Genomic DNA, 14,205 nt, shown 5'->3' on the forward strand with positions numbered 1-14,205 from the left:
CATCGGGCAGATCCCCAGACATTACTCACCCGTCCGCCACTCGTCACCCAAGGAGCAAGCTCCTCTGTGCTACCGTTCGACTTGCATGTGTTAGGCCTGCCGCCAGCGTTCAATCTGAGCCATGATCAAACTCTTCAATTTAAGTTTGATGCTCAAAGAATTAAACTTCGTAATGAATTACGTGTTCACTCTTGAGACTTGATATTTTTTAAGTCCGTGGACTTTTGATATCAATCCTGCGAGTGCCCACACAGATTGTCTGATAAATTGTTAAAGAGCAGTGCGAGCAGCGGGTTAACCGTCTGTCGCGAGGTGGCGTATATTACGCTTTCCTCCTTCAGAGTCAATCACTTTTTTCAGCGACTTTCTCCGGCGGGATGAATCACTTCAACCCTCACTGACCGTCTGCGTTGCCGCTTTGCCGTGTCAGTGGAGGCGCATTATAGGGAGATAATTCTGAGTGACAAGCGTTTATTGCAAAAAATTGACTGAGCGCTACTTTTTTAGACGAACGAGTAAAAAGAAGACATTTTGCGATGAAGAAACACCCAAAGCAGCCCCCCGCGCGGCACAAATCATCGTAATGCTCTTTAGTGGCGGTGCTATCCTGTTTGTCCAATCGCAGTTTTCCCCTGCTGCAGACAGCATTTTATTAAAGAAGGACTTTAAATGATTCGCTCCGCGCGCAGCATGGCCGGGTTGCCCTGGATCGCTGCTATGGCATTTTTCATGCAATCGCTTGATGCCACCATCCTTAACACCGCGCTCCCTGCCATCGCAACCAGTCTTGAACGCTCTCCTCTGGCCATGCAATCCGCCGTCATTAGCTACACATTAACTGTCGCAATGCTCATTCCCGTCAGTGGCTGGTTGGCTGATCGCTTCGGTACGCGCAAAATCTTTATTCTGGCGGTGGCCTTATTTACGTTAGGTTCACTGGCTTGCGCCTTATCAGGCAGCCTGGGCATGCTGGTCTTCTCGCGGGTGGTTCAGGGCATTGGCGGGGCGATGATGATGCCGGTCGCGCGACTGGCGCTGTTGCGCGCCTATCCACGCAGTGAACTCTTGCCGGTCCTCAACTTTGTTACCATGCCCGGCCTGGTCGGGCCGATTCTCGGACCAATGCTGGGCGGTTTACTGGTCACCTATGCCAGCTGGCACTGGATCTTCCTGATTAACATTCCCATTGGTCTGCTCGGCATCTTTTATGCGCGCAAATACATGCCGAATTTCACCACGCCGAAACGCCGCTTCGACTTTGGCGGTTTTGTGTTGTTCGGCGTAGGCCTGGTACTGATCTCCATTGGTATCGAACTGTTTGGCGAACGCATTGTGTCACCGTGGCAGGCAACCGGCGTGCTGTTTGCCGGTGTGTTGTTGCTTCTTCTATATATTGTCCATGCACGTCGCCATCCGGCACCGCTGATCAGCCTGCCGATGTTTAAAACCCGCACGTTTTCCATCGGCATCATTGGCAATATTGCTTCGCGTCTGGGTACGGGTTGTATTCCATTCCTGATGCCACTGATGTTGCAGGTTGGATTTGGTTATCCGGCGATTATTGCCGGTTGCATGATGGGGCCGACCGCTATCGGCTCGTTACTGGCGAAATCCACCGTCACCCAGGTGCTGCGACGCTTTGGTTACCGCCACACCCTGGTCGGCATTTCAGTGATTATCGGTATTCTGATTGCCAGCTTCTCACTGCAATCGCCGGGCGGAAGTGTGGTCATGCTATTGCTGGCGCTATTCGTGCTGGGAATGGCAATGTCGACACAGTTCACCGCCATGAACACCATCACTCTGGCCGATTTGAATGATGAGAATGCCAGTGGCGGTAATAGCGTGCTGGCCGTTACGCAGCAGCTGTCGATCAGCTTTGGTGTAGCGGTAAGTGCAGCGGTGTTACGCTTTTATCAGGAGTTTGGCGGCACCACGGTGCAGCATTTCCACGCCACCTTTCTCACCATGGGGGTGATCACCGTGCTGGCCGCCTTCACCTTTATGTGGCTGCGCAATGGCGATGGCCGTCATTTGATCACCAATCGCGATAAAAAGAAGAAAGGCGCTTAAACCGAACCGCGCTCCACCAGCTCCGGCGTCAGGACCAGCGTTTGCTGACTGGCGTCGGGATCGCTCATGCGATGAATCAGCGTATCAATTGCCAGTTCACCCAACTCATCTTTTGGCTGATGGATAGTGCTCAGCGGCGGCGTCAGATAGCGCGACAGTTCGATGTTATCGTATCCCATCACGGCGATATCCTGTGGCACACGCAACCCGGCCTGAAACAGCGCATGATAGACGCCAACAGCCATCGCATCATTACTGGTAAATACCGCCTCCGGCAGTGGGTCCAGGGTAAGCAGCTGGTTCATGGCATTAAAACCACCCTGAAACTCAAAATCACTGTCAACCACATACCCCGGCAATACCGGCAATCCGCTGCTGGACATAGCTTTATGGAAGCCATCCAGACGCAGCCGCGCCGGTGTTTTATCCTGTGGACCGGCAATACAGGCGATGCGGCGATAGCCACGATCGATCAGATGCTGCGTCGCCAGCTCACCGCCTAACAGCGCGTTATCCTGAATAATGTCGCCACGTCCTTCAAACGGTGCCCAGTCCATCATCACCATCGGAATCGACGGATAACGATTCAGGATATCTGCCGATGGCAGGTGAGTTTCGGTGCACATGATCAGCAGGCCATCAACGCGCTTCTGCAACAGCGTTTCCAGGCTGCGATTCATGCGCTCCTCATCGCCTTCGGTGTTGCACAGAATCAGGCTGTAACCTCGTTCATAGCAGCTATTCTCCACGCCGCGCACCACTTCCGAATAGAAGGGGTTACTGCTGGCCGTCAATAACATGCCAATGGTACGTGTCTGATTGATTTTGAGGCTGCGCGCCAGAGCGGAGGGAGCGTAATTCAGGGTACGAATAGCATGCTCCACCTTTTCGCGCACCTGCTCGCTGACAAAGCGATTGTTATTAATGACATGCGAAACGGTGGAGGTTGAGACGCCCGCCAGGCGGGCGACATCTTTCATGGTAGCCAAGCGCTTATCCCTGTTGTTGCAGGAAGGCATCAATCTCAGTACGCCAGGGTACCGAGGGCTGCGCACCAGGACGGGTAACGGCTATCGCCGCTGCCGCATGGGCAAAACGTACCGCATCATGCATCGCTACGCCTTCGAGACGGGCAGTAATAAACGCACCGTTGAAGGTATCGCCAGCAGCGATCGTATCTACGGCTTGCACGCTGAAGCCCGGAATACGCACGCCATCCCCTTGCTCACTTAGCCAGACACCGCGGCGTCCCAGCGTAATCAACACGGTTTGAATACCTTTGGCATGCAACGCTGCGGCGGCACGTGCGGCATCTTCATCACTTTTCACCGCGATGCCAGTCAGAATCTCGGCCTCGGTTTCATTCGGGGTGATGATATCAATCAACGCCAGCAGTTCATCGGAAAGCTGAGTCGCCGGTGCCGGATTGAGTATCACCTGCGTCTGCTGCGCTTTGGCAATTTTTGCCGCTGCCAGCACGCTTTCCAGTGGGGATTCCAGTTGCATCAACAGGGCATCCGCGTCTGCGATTACCTGTTGATGACGCGCCACGCAGGCCGGTGTTAATGCCGCGTTGGCACCAGAATAAATGCCGATATTGTTTTCACCTTCGCCATTCACGAAGATCATTGCCACACCGGTGGCTTCTTCCGCCACGGTTTCGACCGGTGCGGTGTCAATACGGTCCTGCTGCAGCTGCTGACGAATGCGTTCGCCAATATCATCTGCACCAACGCAGGCAATAAAGGCGATATCGGCACCGGCTCGTCCGGCTGCCACCGCCTGATTAGCCCCTTTACCGCCAAAGGCAACCTGATACTGTTTTCCGATCACCGTTTCGCCCGGACGTGGGAAGTGGGCGAGATTGAGGATGTGATCGGCATTGATGCTGCCGAGTACGGCCAGTTTTGCGCTTTTGCTCATAGGGAGTGATCCATCAAGAATGCGCCACCCAACGGTGGCGCGTTGCCCTGCTTTTCTTCGCGTATTATTTGGTAACCAGTTTCAGATCGACCGGATTGATCGACTGCACTTTTTCACCTTTCAGTACTTTATCCGCAGTATCTACGCCGATGATACCAATCTTATCAGGCATCTGGGCGACAGTTGCGGTCAGTTTGCCCGCTTCAACGGCTTTCACACCATCAGCGGTGCCGTCAAAGCCCACAACCACGACGTCGGTTTTACCGGCGGTCTGCAATGCACGCAGTGCGCCCAGTGCCATCTCGTCGTTCTGCGCGAACACCGCCTGCACATCCGGATGCGCCTGCAACAGGTTCTGCATTACGTTCAGGCCTTTAGTACGGTCAAAATCAGCTGGCTGACTGGCGAGAATATTGAATTTGTGCGCCTCGGCAGCCTGTTTAAAACCATCGCCACGCTCGCGTGCTGCTGAGGTACCGGCAATGCCCTGCAATTCGATGATTTTCGCGCCGTCACCCACTTTCTTCGCAATAAAGTCACCGGCCATCTTGCCGCCAAAGCGGTTATCAGAAGCGACGTGGCTGACCACGGTACCCTGTGCCGCTACGCGGTCAAGGGTGATAACCGGAATGTTTGCCTGGTTGGCCATCTTCACGGCGTTGCCCACCGCGTCAGAATCGGTTGGGTTGATCAGCAGCAGCTTCGTTCCACGTACCGTGAGGTCCTGCACGTTCGCCAGCTCTTTCGCCGGGTTGTTCTGCGAATCCAGCACCACCAGGTTATAACCCAGTTTGTCAGCTTCTTTCTGTGCGCCATCTTTCAGCGCCACAAAGAATGGGTTGTTCAGCGTTGAAACCACCAGAGCGATAGTATCCTTCGCCATCGCGCTGGCACTGAGAGTGGCGCCAAGAATGACGGCCAATGCGGTTAACTTTTTCATTAATGAATCCTGTGTGAAGGTCAGAGTTATTTACTGCTTTTGTTATCCACCAGCACTGCCAGCAGAATGACTACTGCTTTAACAATCATTTGGTAGTAAGAAGAGACGCCCAACAGATTGAGTCCATTGTTGAGGAAGCCAAGAATCAGTGCCCCGATCAGCGTCCCCATAATGCGACCTTTACCACCTGCCAGGCTGGTCCCGCCCAGCACAACAGCAGCAATCGCATCCAGTTCATAACCGGTACCCGCAGTCGGCTGGGCTGATGACAGGCGCGCCACCTCGATGGTGCCTGCCAGCGCTGCCAGCATGCCGCACAGTGAATAAACGATGATTTTGACGCGGTTAACGTTAATCCCCGACAAACGCGTTGCCGCTTCGTTGCCGCCCAGCGCATAGATATAACGACCAAGGCGTGTGTGGTGCAGCATGTACCAGGCAAGCCCGAATACCACCGCCATCAGCCATACTGGCGTCGGAATACCCAACGGGCGACCAATCCCGAACCAGCCAAACAGATCGGCGTTATCACTAAAGCCGGTATTGATCGGGCTACCATCGGTGTAAACCATGGTGACGCCGCGCAACAGCAGCATCATCACCAGCGTCGCGATAAAGGCCTGCACTTTGCCGCGCGCCACAATAGTGCCGGTGACGCCACCGATTACGGCACCCAGCGCCAGCGCAGCAGCCACGGCCACCAGCGCATTCACTTCGTGGCCAACGATCGAGGCGGCTACTGCACCGGTCAGCGCCAGCAGCGAGCCGACCGAAAGATCAATGCCTGACGTCAGGATCACCAGCGTCATTCCCACCGCCATAATGGCGTTCACCGAGGTCTGCTGCAGAATGTTGAACAGGTTGGCAACGGTAAAGAAATTCGGGCTGAGGCTGGCAACCACGGCAATCAGCACAATCAGCGCGATCAGCGATTTCTGCTCCAGCAACCAGGCTTTGCTGAACCAGCGACGGCTGGCAGGTAAGGTTTGGGTACTCATACAACTAACTCCTCGCTGTGTTGCTTACCGACTGCCGCCGCCATCAGGGATTCCTGGGTAGCCTGCTCACGGGTAAATTCGCCACTCAGATGGCCTTCATGCATCACCAGAATGCGGTCGCTCACGCCCAGCACTTCCGGCATTTCGGACGACACCAGGATGATGCTTAACCCATCGGCTTTAAACTGGTTGATTAACTGATAGATTTCTTTTTTGGCGCCAACATCAACACCGCGCGTCGGCTCATCAAGGATCAGCACATTCGGCCGCGTCATCAGCCCGCGGGCAATCGCCACTTTTTGCTGATTACCACCGGAAAGCAGACCAATCGGCTGCTCCATCGAAGGGGTTTTGACGTTGAACAGGCGGATAAAATCGCCTACCGCCAGCTGTTCTTCGGCGTGCTTCAGGCTGCCGTTGCCGCGGCTGAAATAGCGTAATGCCGTCAGCGACATGTTTTCTTTCACCGACATCCCCAGCACCAGACCATCGCGTTTACGATCTTCGGAGATATAAACGATGCCATTCGCCAGGCCGTCCTGCGGTGCGCGCGTTACCACTTCACGGCCATCGAGCATCACCTTGCCGCCGCTGCGTGGCAGTGCGCCGTACAGCAGCTTCATCAGTTCGGTTCGGCCCGCGCCCATCAGGCCGGAAACACCGAGGATTTCCCCTTTACGCAAAGTGAAACTGACTTCATGCACCCCGGGGCCGCTCAGGTTTTCCACCTGCAAACGGAGTGCGCCTGGTGCCTGAGCAAGGCGCGGATACTGATCTTCCAGCTTACGGCCCACCATCATCTCAATCAGGCTCTCTTCGCTGAGTTCGCTGACCGGACGTTCGGCAATAAACTGGCCGTCGCGGAACACCGTGACGTCGTCGCAAATCTCGAAAATTTCTTTCATGCGGTGGGAGATGTAGACAATGCCGCAGCCTTGCGCTTTCAGCTCATTAATGACGCGGAATAGCGACAGCGTTTCGGTATCGGTCAGCGCATCAGTCGGTTCATCCATAATGATTACCCGCGACTGAAAACTCAGTACCTTAGCGATCTCCACCATCTGCTGGTCACCAATCGACAAATCACCCACCAGCTTATGGCTGTTGAAACGCAGGTTGAGGCGCTTCAGCAGCGTATCCGCTTCGGCATACATCTTTTTCCACTCGATGCGGCCAAAACGGTTAACGAATTCACGGCCCAGGAAGATATTCTCCGCAACCGTCAGTTGCGGGATCAGGTTCAGTTCCTGGTGAATAATGCCGATGCCCGCTTCCTGTGACGCTTTCGGCCCGGAGAAGGTGGTTTCCTGGCCCAGCCACTGTAACGAACCCGCATCCATGCTGTAGATACCCGTCAGCACCTTCATCATGGTGGATTTACCGGCACCATTTTCTCCCACCAGCGCCATGACACGTCCTGGCATGACCGCCAGCGATGCGCCCTTCAGCGCTTTAACGCCGGGAAATGACTTTTCAATCCCTTTGAGTTGCAATAACGGTTGCATAACGACCTCAGAAGGTAACGCCCGCGCTCAGGATGACATTCGCATACGGAGAACACTCTCCGCTGCGAATGACCGCCTGACTACGCTGAGTCTGTTGTTTGAACTGTTCATGACTGATGTAACTAACAGCAATGGTATTTCCCTGGTGCTGTTGCAAGGCTTCGAGCACGGCGAGCAGTGCACTGTGGAGCTGCGGGTTGTGTTGCTTAATCTCTTCCGCCATCAGAGCGCTTTCGACCTGCATCTCTTCTGTTACCACCTCAACAACCTGTAAAAACTCGGGTGTCCCCGGCGTCAGCGCCAGATCGATACGTTGCGGACCCACAGGAATGGGTAAACCCGCATCGGCAATCGTCAGCGTATCCGTGTGTCCCAGACGGGCAATCACATGAGAGATTTCAGCGTTTAACAAGCGACCTTTCTTCATTTCTTCCACTCCACAGCGAAACGTTTCGCTGACCGGAGTGTATAAAATGTACATCGCAACTCAATGGCGACATCACGGAAATGTGATCGCCATCGAAACGTTTCGCTTGTGCCAGGGAAAATTTGAGTTAGGCAGGAAAAAACCCGAGATCTTTTTCATCCGAATAAAGAACCCGCCTGGTTTTCAGGAGAAATGTCTTATTTAACCCTATGTCAATATGTTTTCTGATGTGTCCGGATATGTCATTTCACGCCAAAACCAACACTGAACAACCATCCGCTGGTTGTAAATACAGATGGATTTATCTAAGGACAATGATGAATTTCAAGGTGAAAACACTCGGAAGTTTGATTGCGCTCTCGCTCTTAACCGTCAATGTGCGTGTGGCAAAAGCGCATAACGATCAGGGAGATAAAGCCCGCACACCGAACGTACATTTCAGCACCCATCCCAACATGCAGAGCAGCAAAATGCTCAGCGCATTGACGGCAAGTATGGAAGTGCAGGAGATGACAAATGAAGCTCCCCCCTGGTACTGGGCTTATCAGGGCTGGTATATGAGTGAAGGCGCTTATTACTTTGGTCTCCAGCCAAATGGCGAGTATGGCAAAACCGCGCTGTTCAGCATTTTCGGCAAGGGCACACAAAGCAACTTTGAATGGTGTAAACGCGGCGCAGATTCGACCGATCCCGATACCGGTATGAGTTGCCATATTCCGTACAACTGGGAAGTTGGCCATAAATATACCTTCAACGTGAAACGTACCGCGCAGGATAGCGCGCAAAGTCTGACAACCTGGCAAGGTTCCGTCACCGATCAGACAACGGGTGAGGAGACCATCATCGGTATCGTGTCCGTGCCTGCCCGCTGGTCAGATTTGCAGCCAAGCCTGCTGGGCTGGGCTGAGTGGTTTTTGAATGGGGAACTCACCTGTGCGCAGCGTACCAATTTTGTTGTTAAGTACAGTGGCGTCTCGGGTGTGTCTTCCGATACATCCACCCCGTGGCAGAGCTATATCTCCGATTCGAACCCCAATACCTGTGCAACCTATGACATGACCGGGGCCTATCCAACCGAAGTCCTTATGAGCGCCGGAGGAACATTTGACGGAGACAACAATTCCGGTGGCAACACCGATAACGCGCCTGTCGCGGTGGTTCCCGCCGATTTCAGCGTTACCAGTTCCCCTAATGAATCGATTGTCCGCGAGCTGGACGCTTCCGGCAGTAAAAATGCCGATTCATTCAGCTGGAAAGTCGTGGGTGGCAAGGGTAGCTTCTGGTTACAGGAAGAAGAAAAGGGTGGCTGGGTAAGCGCATTAGGACAGGCTAAGGTTCGCGCCCTCTTTCCAGCAAATTCCAGCGGTACCGCCATCTATGAATTAACCGTGACCAAAAATGGCAAACAAGACACGAAACGCGTGACCATCACGGTCACTGCACCGGAAAACCCGACAACACCGGATCAGGGGGATACTGAGTTTCCAGAATGGAAAGCGGGTACGCCTTATGTGGCAGGGGATAAAGTGACCTATGAAGGGATCAAATACGTCGCGAAATACTGGACGCTATTCAAACCCGGTTATAACGATGCCTGGAAATTGGCCTATCCAACTCAGGTAACAGAATGGAAAGCATCGATGGCCTATTCCGGCGGCGATACCGTTACTTATCAGGGAAAAACCTATAAGGCGGCCTACTGGACGCAGGGCAACACACCGGGGCAGCATTCCGTCTGGCTGGTGCAATAACCGAAAGGGGCTGCCATGGCAGCCCCTGAATGCGTTTACGGCAGTTTTCTGACCTGTTTCACATCCAGCTCAATCGCATTGAAATCTTTATCCAGTTCACCTGTCAGCTCCACCCGATCTTTGGGTGAAATGGTTTGTCCATTCCAGTGCTTATGATCAATTTCGACCTTCATGCTGCCGGTCTCATCACGGAACAGATAATCCTCCTTGCCAATTTGCTTCTCCAGAGAACCTCGCACGGTGATCCAGCTATCGTCCTTCATTTCTTCGGCCTGCTTCACCGTCACTACGCTGGTGTTGCCAGCCTGAAAGCCACCAGCCTGGTTTTGCACGGCTGGTGCATTGGGATCCACAAATCCCCCCTGCTGTGCCGCCAGAACCGGCGTGGAAACCAGCGCCACGATCGCCAAAATTGCTGCATGCTTTTTCATTTGATTCACCTCTTTTCCATGAAATGTGCGGGATACGCAGGCTATTTCAACATAAGGTTCTTAACAGGATCTTAAGGCTGATCAATTAATTAAAATTGGTGAAAAACAGGCAAAATGCCGCCATTTCTCCTGTACATACGCAACTCTGCTTCGTATAACACCAGCAGAAAAGGAGAATTTTACATGCGGATTTTATTGATTGAGGACGACAGGATCATTGGCGATGGCCTGAAAGTTGGCCTGACCAAACTCGGTTTTAGTGTGGACTGGTTTGTTTCCGGCGATGCGGGGTTTCAGGCACTGACATCCGCCCCCTGGGATGCGGTGATCCTTGATTTGTCCCTGCCCGAACGGGATGGACTCGATATTCTGCGCCAGTGGCGTCAGCAGGGGCAGGATGTGCCGGTATTGATCCTGACCGCACGGGATGCGCTCGATCAGCGAGTACAGGGATTACAACTGGGAGCAGATGATTACCTCTGCAAACCTTTTGCCCTGACGGAAGTGGCGGCACGTTTGCAGGCGCTGATTCGCCGCCGGCATGGCCAGTTACAACCTGAATTGCGCCACGGCAAGGTAGTGATGTCACCCGCCAGCCATAGCGTGCTGTATGACGGAGATCCGCTCATGCTAAAAAGCCGTGAGCTGGCGCTGCTGGAGTTATTCCTGCGTAATCCAGGCCGGGTGCTCACACGTAGCCAGCTGGAGGAAAAGCTTTATAGCTGGGATGACGACGTTTCCAGTAATGCCGTCGAAGTCCACATTCATCATCTGCGCAAAAAACTTGGCAGCCAGTTTATCCGCACCGTACATGGCGTCGGCTATACGCTGGGGACGGCAGAATGAGTCTGTTCCTGCGTCTCGCTATCGGCTTTGTCGTGCTGATCATCCTGTGCTGGGGCAGCGCCAGCCTGAGCGCCTGGCACCAGACACGCGACACCGTTAATGAACTGTTCGATACCCAGCAAATGCTGTTTGCCAAACGCCTGTTGACGCTCGATCCTGCCACCCTCCATGAAGCGACGCTGCCGAAAAACAAAGCTCTCCTGAGCAAACATCGGGGTAAACAGGATGATGACGCGCTGGCCTTCGCCATTTTTAGTCGCGACGGTAAACTGCTGCTGAATGATGGCGAAAATGGCCGCGATTTACAGTTTGATGACCGGCGCGACGGTTTTCGCGATGGGCAGCTGCGGGATGATGATGACAGCTGGCGTCTGCTGTGGCTGACGTCGCCGGACCAACGTTATCGTGTGGTGGTGGGGCAGGAGAGGGAATATCGCGATGATATGACGCGCAATTTAGCCCAAAGCAGCATCATGCCGTGGCTGATCGCACTGCCGTTTATGTTGGTGCTGTTGCTGGGGCTGGTATGGTTTGAACTGCGTCCGTTAAAACGCCTTACCCGCTCGCTCCACCAGCGCGCCGCTGACGATGCCGCACCATTGCCACTCAGCCGACTGCCGAAAGAAGTTAAGCCACTGGTACAGGCGTTAAACGGCCTGTTCAGTCGCATGGCTGAGCTGGTCCAGCGCGAACGCCGTTTTACCTCAGATGCCGCCCATGAATTGCGCACGCCACTGGCGGCGCTGCGGGTGCAAAGTGAAGTGATCCAGCTTGCCGATGACGATGAGGTGATGCGCAATCGTGCGTTACAACAACTGGATGCCGGGATCCTGCGTGCAACCCGGTTGGTGGATCAATTACTTACGCTATCCCGTGTGGAAGCAGACGATCTGCGCAGCGAGTTCCAGCCAGTCGCACTGGCCCCCTTGCTGCAAACCTTACTGGCCGAGCATTATCCGCAGGCAGAGCAGCAAAATATCGAGCTTCAGCTGCAGGTGGTTGCCGAGCCGGTGATGAACGGTCATCAACTGTTGTTATCATTGATGGTCCGTAATCTGCTGGATAACGCGCTGCGCTATACCCCAGGCGGCAGTCTGGTGCAGGTCAGCCTGACGGCCCGCACCATGACCATTGACGATAATGGTCCGGGCGTGAACGATGCGGCATTAGCGCGGCTGGGGGAACGTTTCTGGCGGCCACCCGGACAAACGCAAACCGGCAGCGGGCTGGGATTATCGATTGTGAAGAATATTGCGCAACTGCACGGTATTCGCGTGGTATTTAGTCGGCGGGAAGCAGGGGGATTGCGCGTCACGCTAAGCTGGTAGCGGACGCGCAGAGGAAGTTAGATCTCGACCTGAGTTCCCAGTTCAATCACCCGGTTCGGCGGGATTTCAAACTGATCCGGCGCGCGCAGCGCATTGCGTTGCAGCGCGAGGAACAGCTTACCGCGCAGACGCAGATACCACGGTCGGTCGCCAATGATCAGCGATTCATGCGACATAAAGAACGAGGTTTCCATCATGCGGCAGTTCAACCCTTCCAGCCCGCAGCGGTGGAAAATTTCTTCCACATTCGGCGTTTCGCGCCAGCCATAACTGGCGACCACACGCCAGAAAGTCGGTGACAGTTGTTCAATCGTCACCCGTCGAACGTTATGCACGTAAGGCGCATCTTCGGTACGCAGCGTCAGCAGGACCACACGTTCATGCAACACTTTGTTGTGCTTGAGGTTATGCAGCATGGCAAAGGGGATCACGTTTAACGCACGCGACATGTACACGGCAGTGCCCGGTACCCGTACTGGCGGCGATTTCTCCAGTGAAGCAATCATCGCTTCCAGAGAGTTGCCGTGTTCATGCATACGGCGCAGCAGGCGGAAACGCTCGCTTTTCCAGGTGGTCATTACGATAAACATCACCAGCGCCAGTGAAAGCGGCAACCAACCGCCGGAGAAGACTTTCACCAGGTTGGCGGAGAACAACGACACATCGATACAGAGCAACGAAACCAGAATCAAACCGACAAGAATCTTATTCCAGTGCCAGTTTTTGACCGCCACAGTGCAGGACAGAATGGTGGTCAGCACCATGGTGCCGGTTACCGCGATACCGTAAGCAGCCGCCAGATTACTGGAGTGTTCAAAGCTGACGATCACAATCAACACGGCGAAATAGAGCAGCCAGTTGATCACCGGAACATAGATCTGGCCGGACTCCATCTCAGAGGTATGAATAATCCGCATCGGTGGCAGATAGCCGAGACGCACCGCCTGGCGCGTCAGCGAGAACACACCGGAAATAACGGCCTGTGAAGCAATCACCGTCGCCAGCGTGGCGAGGATCAGCAGCGGAATCAGCGCCCAGTCCGGAGCCAGCAGGAAGAAGGGGTTTTTGATGGCTTCAGGATGGGACAGCAGCAGCGCGCCCTGACCAAAGTAATTCAGCACCAACGACGGCAACACCACCGCGAACCATGCCACGCGAATCGGCAACTTACCGAAGTGGCCCATATCGGCATACAACGCTTCCACACCGGTGATTGACAGCACCACGGCACCCAGCGCAAAGAAGGAGACGGTTTTGTAATGCACAAAGAAGTACACGGCATGGGACGGGTTAAGCGCCTGCAGTACTTCCGGGTTTTTGATGATGCTATCCGCCCCGAGTACCGCCAGCACGATAAACCACAGCAGCATCACCGGGGCAAACAGTTTGCCCACAATACCGGTACCGTGTTTCTGGATGATAAACAGCAGCGTCAGCACGGTAATCGACAGCGGAACAATCCAGGGATCGAGCGAAGGCGCCGCAATTTCCAGGCCTTCAATCGCCGACATCACCGAAATAGCCGGGGTGATCACCACTTCGCCATAGAAGAAGCTGCCACCCACTAACCCCATGATCACCAGAATCGCCGTGGCTCTGGCACCGGTATTACGTCCCGCCAGCGACATCAGCGTCAGAATCCCGCCTTCACCGGCGTTGTCCGCACGCATCACGTAGCTGATGTATTTCAGCGACACCACCAGAATCAGCAGCCAGAAAATCAGGGAAAGAAAGCCAAATACCGCTTCACGTTCCACACCAAAGCCAAACTGGCCGGAGAGACATTCACGTAAGGTATAAAGCGGGCTGGTACCAATATCGCCATACACCACGCCGATTGCGGCCAGCGTGACTGCGCCTAGGGACTGCTTGTTTTCCGAGCTCATAGAGTTATCTTTTGTTGGAGTCGATCAGGCGGTTGCCGACCGCTCTGGCCATCAAAAAGCGCACAGTATGCACATATTCCCAAAAAAACCTACCCTT

General features: G+C 54.3%; 14 protein-coding genes. 6 read left to right on the forward strand and 8 right to left on the reverse strand.

Annotated elements, in window-relative coordinates; translation table 11 throughout:
• The 3 genes from CUN67_RS30295 to mdtD form a co-directional block, all read left to right on the forward strand.
• Nucleotides 1-195 (forward strand): hypothetical protein (locus CUN67_RS30295; RefSeq protein WP_217621299.1); only part of this gene is annotated, 195 nt, incomplete at its 5' end.
• A gap of 265 nt (nt 196-460) precedes the next feature.
• On the forward strand, nt 461-673 hold the full coding sequence (locus CUN67_RS19905; protein WP_208716961.1) for a hypothetical protein: 213 nt from the start codon (nt 461-463) through the stop codon (nt 671-673).
• The gene (gene mdtD, locus CUN67_RS19910; RefSeq protein ID WP_208716962.1) at nt 670-2,073 is read left to right on the forward strand and encodes a multidrug transporter subunit MdtD; all 1,404 of its coding nucleotides are present in this window, start codon (nt 670-672) and stop codon (nt 2,071-2,073) included. Before CUN67_RS19905 ends, mdtD begins: the two co-directional genes overlap by 4 nt.
• On the opposite strand, the gene rbsR is transcribed toward mdtD, so the two are convergent.
• The 6 genes from rbsR to rbsD all read right to left on the reverse strand — a co-directional run bounded on the left by rbsR (nt 2,070) and on the right by rbsD (nt 7,866).
• Entirely contained in the window at nt 2,070-3,062 is a 993-nt protein-coding gene (gene rbsR, locus CUN67_RS19915) for a ribose operon transcriptional repressor RbsR (protein WP_368389655.1), read from the reverse strand. The two genes, mdtD and rbsR, sit on opposite strands and share 4 nt — an antisense overlap.
• A gap of 4 nt (nt 3,063-3,066) precedes the next feature.
• Nucleotides 3,067-3,996 carry a ribokinase gene (gene rbsK, locus CUN67_RS19920; protein WP_084878072.1) on the reverse strand — a complete coding sequence of 310 codons (930 nt, stop codon included), beginning with the start codon at nt 3,994-3,996 and terminating at the stop codon, nt 3,067-3,069.
• A gap of 64 nt (nt 3,997-4,060) precedes the next feature.
• Complete coding sequence (gene rbsB, locus CUN67_RS19925; RefSeq protein WP_084878074.1) at nt 4,061-4,936, reverse strand: ribose ABC transporter substrate-binding protein RbsB; 876 nt, start codon at nt 4,934-4,936, stop codon at nt 4,061-4,063.
• A gap of 26 nt (nt 4,937-4,962) precedes the next feature.
• Nucleotides 4,963-5,934 carry a ribose ABC transporter permease gene (gene rbsC / locus CUN67_RS19930; protein WP_208716963.1) on the reverse strand — a complete coding sequence of 324 codons (972 nt, stop codon included), beginning with the start codon at nt 5,932-5,934 and terminating at the stop codon, nt 4,963-4,965.
• Nucleotides 5,931-7,439, reverse strand: a complete 1,509-nt coding sequence (rbsA, locus tag CUN67_RS19935) for a ribose ABC transporter ATP-binding protein RbsA (protein WP_208716964.1) — start codon at nt 7,437-7,439, stop codon at nt 5,931-5,933. Before rbsA ends, rbsC begins: the two co-directional genes overlap by 4 nt.
• A 7-nt stretch (nt 7,440-7,446) precedes the next feature.
• Nucleotides 7,447-7,866 carry a D-ribose pyranase gene (rbsD, locus tag CUN67_RS19940; RefSeq protein WP_208716965.1) on the reverse strand — a complete coding sequence of 140 codons (420 nt, stop codon included), beginning with the start codon at nt 7,864-7,866 and terminating at the stop codon, nt 7,447-7,449.
• Between the two features lie 329 nt (nt 7,867-8,195).
• Between rbsD and CUN67_RS19945 the strand changes: the two genes are divergently transcribed.
• Nucleotides 8,196-9,617 carry a carbohydrate-binding protein gene (locus CUN67_RS19945; RefSeq protein ID WP_208716966.1) on the forward strand — a complete coding sequence of 474 codons (1,422 nt, stop codon included), beginning with the start codon at nt 8,196-8,198 and terminating at the stop codon, nt 9,615-9,617.
• A gap of 35 nt (nt 9,618-9,652) precedes the next feature.
• On the opposite strand, the gene CUN67_RS19950 is transcribed toward CUN67_RS19945, so the two are convergent.
• A complete protein-coding gene (locus tag CUN67_RS19950; protein WP_208716967.1) occupies nt 9,653-10,048 on the reverse strand; it encodes a YgiW/YdeI family stress tolerance OB fold protein in 396 nt (131 codons plus the stop codon).
• 183 nt (nt 10,049-10,231) lie between these two features.
• Here CUN67_RS19950 and qseB point away from each other — a divergent pair, with 183 nt between their 5' ends.
• A complete protein-coding gene (qseB, locus tag CUN67_RS19955; RefSeq protein ID WP_208716968.1) occupies nt 10,232-10,894 on the forward strand; it encodes a quorum sensing response regulator transcription factor QseB in 663 nt (220 codons plus the stop codon).
• Complete coding sequence (gene qseC, locus CUN67_RS19960; RefSeq protein ID WP_208716969.1) at nt 10,891-12,222, forward strand: quorum sensing histidine kinase QseC; 1,332 nt, start codon at nt 10,891-10,893, stop codon at nt 12,220-12,222. Before qseB ends, qseC begins: the two co-directional genes overlap by 4 nt.
• A 17-nt stretch (nt 12,223-12,239) precedes the next feature.
• Here qseC and kup read toward each other — a convergent pair whose 3' ends face one another.
• Nucleotides 12,240-14,108, reverse strand: a complete 1,869-nt coding sequence (kup, locus tag CUN67_RS19965) for a low affinity potassium transporter Kup (protein WP_208716970.1) — start codon at nt 14,106-14,108, stop codon at nt 12,240-12,242.
• Between the last annotated feature and the right edge of the window lie 97 nt (nt 14,109-14,205).

This window comes from Pantoea cypripedii, assembly GCF_011395035.1.
In the GTDB taxonomy this organism is placed as follows: domain Bacteria; phylum Pseudomonadota; class Gammaproteobacteria; order Enterobacterales; family Enterobacteriaceae; genus Pantoea; species Pantoea cypripedii_A.

Excerpts from the sequence above, each read along its gene's own strand:
- CUN67_RS19950 (WP_208716967.1), bottom strand. The coding sequence starts at position 10,048 with ATGAAAAAGCATGCAGCAATTTTGGCGATCGTGGCGCTGGTTTCCACG.
- rbsD (WP_208716965.1), bottom strand. The coding sequence starts at position 7,866 with ATGAAGAAAGGTCGCTTGTTAAACGCTGAAATCTCTCATGTGATTGCC.
- qseC (WP_208716969.1), top strand. The coding sequence starts at position 10,891 with ATGAGTCTGTTCCTGCGTCTCGCTATCGGCTTTGTCGTGCTGATCATC.
- rbsB (WP_084878074.1), bottom strand. The coding sequence starts at position 4,936 with ATGAAAAAGTTAACCGCATTGGCCGTCATTCTTGGCGCCACTCTCAGT.
- rbsK (WP_084878072.1), bottom strand. The coding sequence starts at position 3,996 with ATGAGCAAAAGCGCAAAACTGGCCGTACTCGGCAGCATCAATGCCGAT.
- qseB (WP_208716968.1), top strand. The coding sequence starts at position 10,232 with ATGCGGATTTTATTGATTGAGGACGACAGGATCATTGGCGATGGCCTG.
- kup (WP_208716970.1), bottom strand. The coding sequence starts at position 14,108 with ATGAGCTCGGAAAACAAGCAGTCCCTAGGCGCAGTCACGCTGGCCGCA.
- rbsA (WP_208716964.1), bottom strand. The coding sequence starts at position 7,439 with ATGCAACCGTTATTGCAACTCAAAGGGATTGAAAAGTCATTTCCCGGC.
- rbsC (WP_208716963.1), bottom strand. The coding sequence starts at position 5,934 with ATGAGTACCCAAACCTTACCTGCCAGCCGTCGCTGGTTCAGCAAAGCC.
- mdtD (WP_208716962.1), top strand. The coding sequence starts at position 670 with ATGATTCGCTCCGCGCGCAGCATGGCCGGGTTGCCCTGGATCGCTGCT.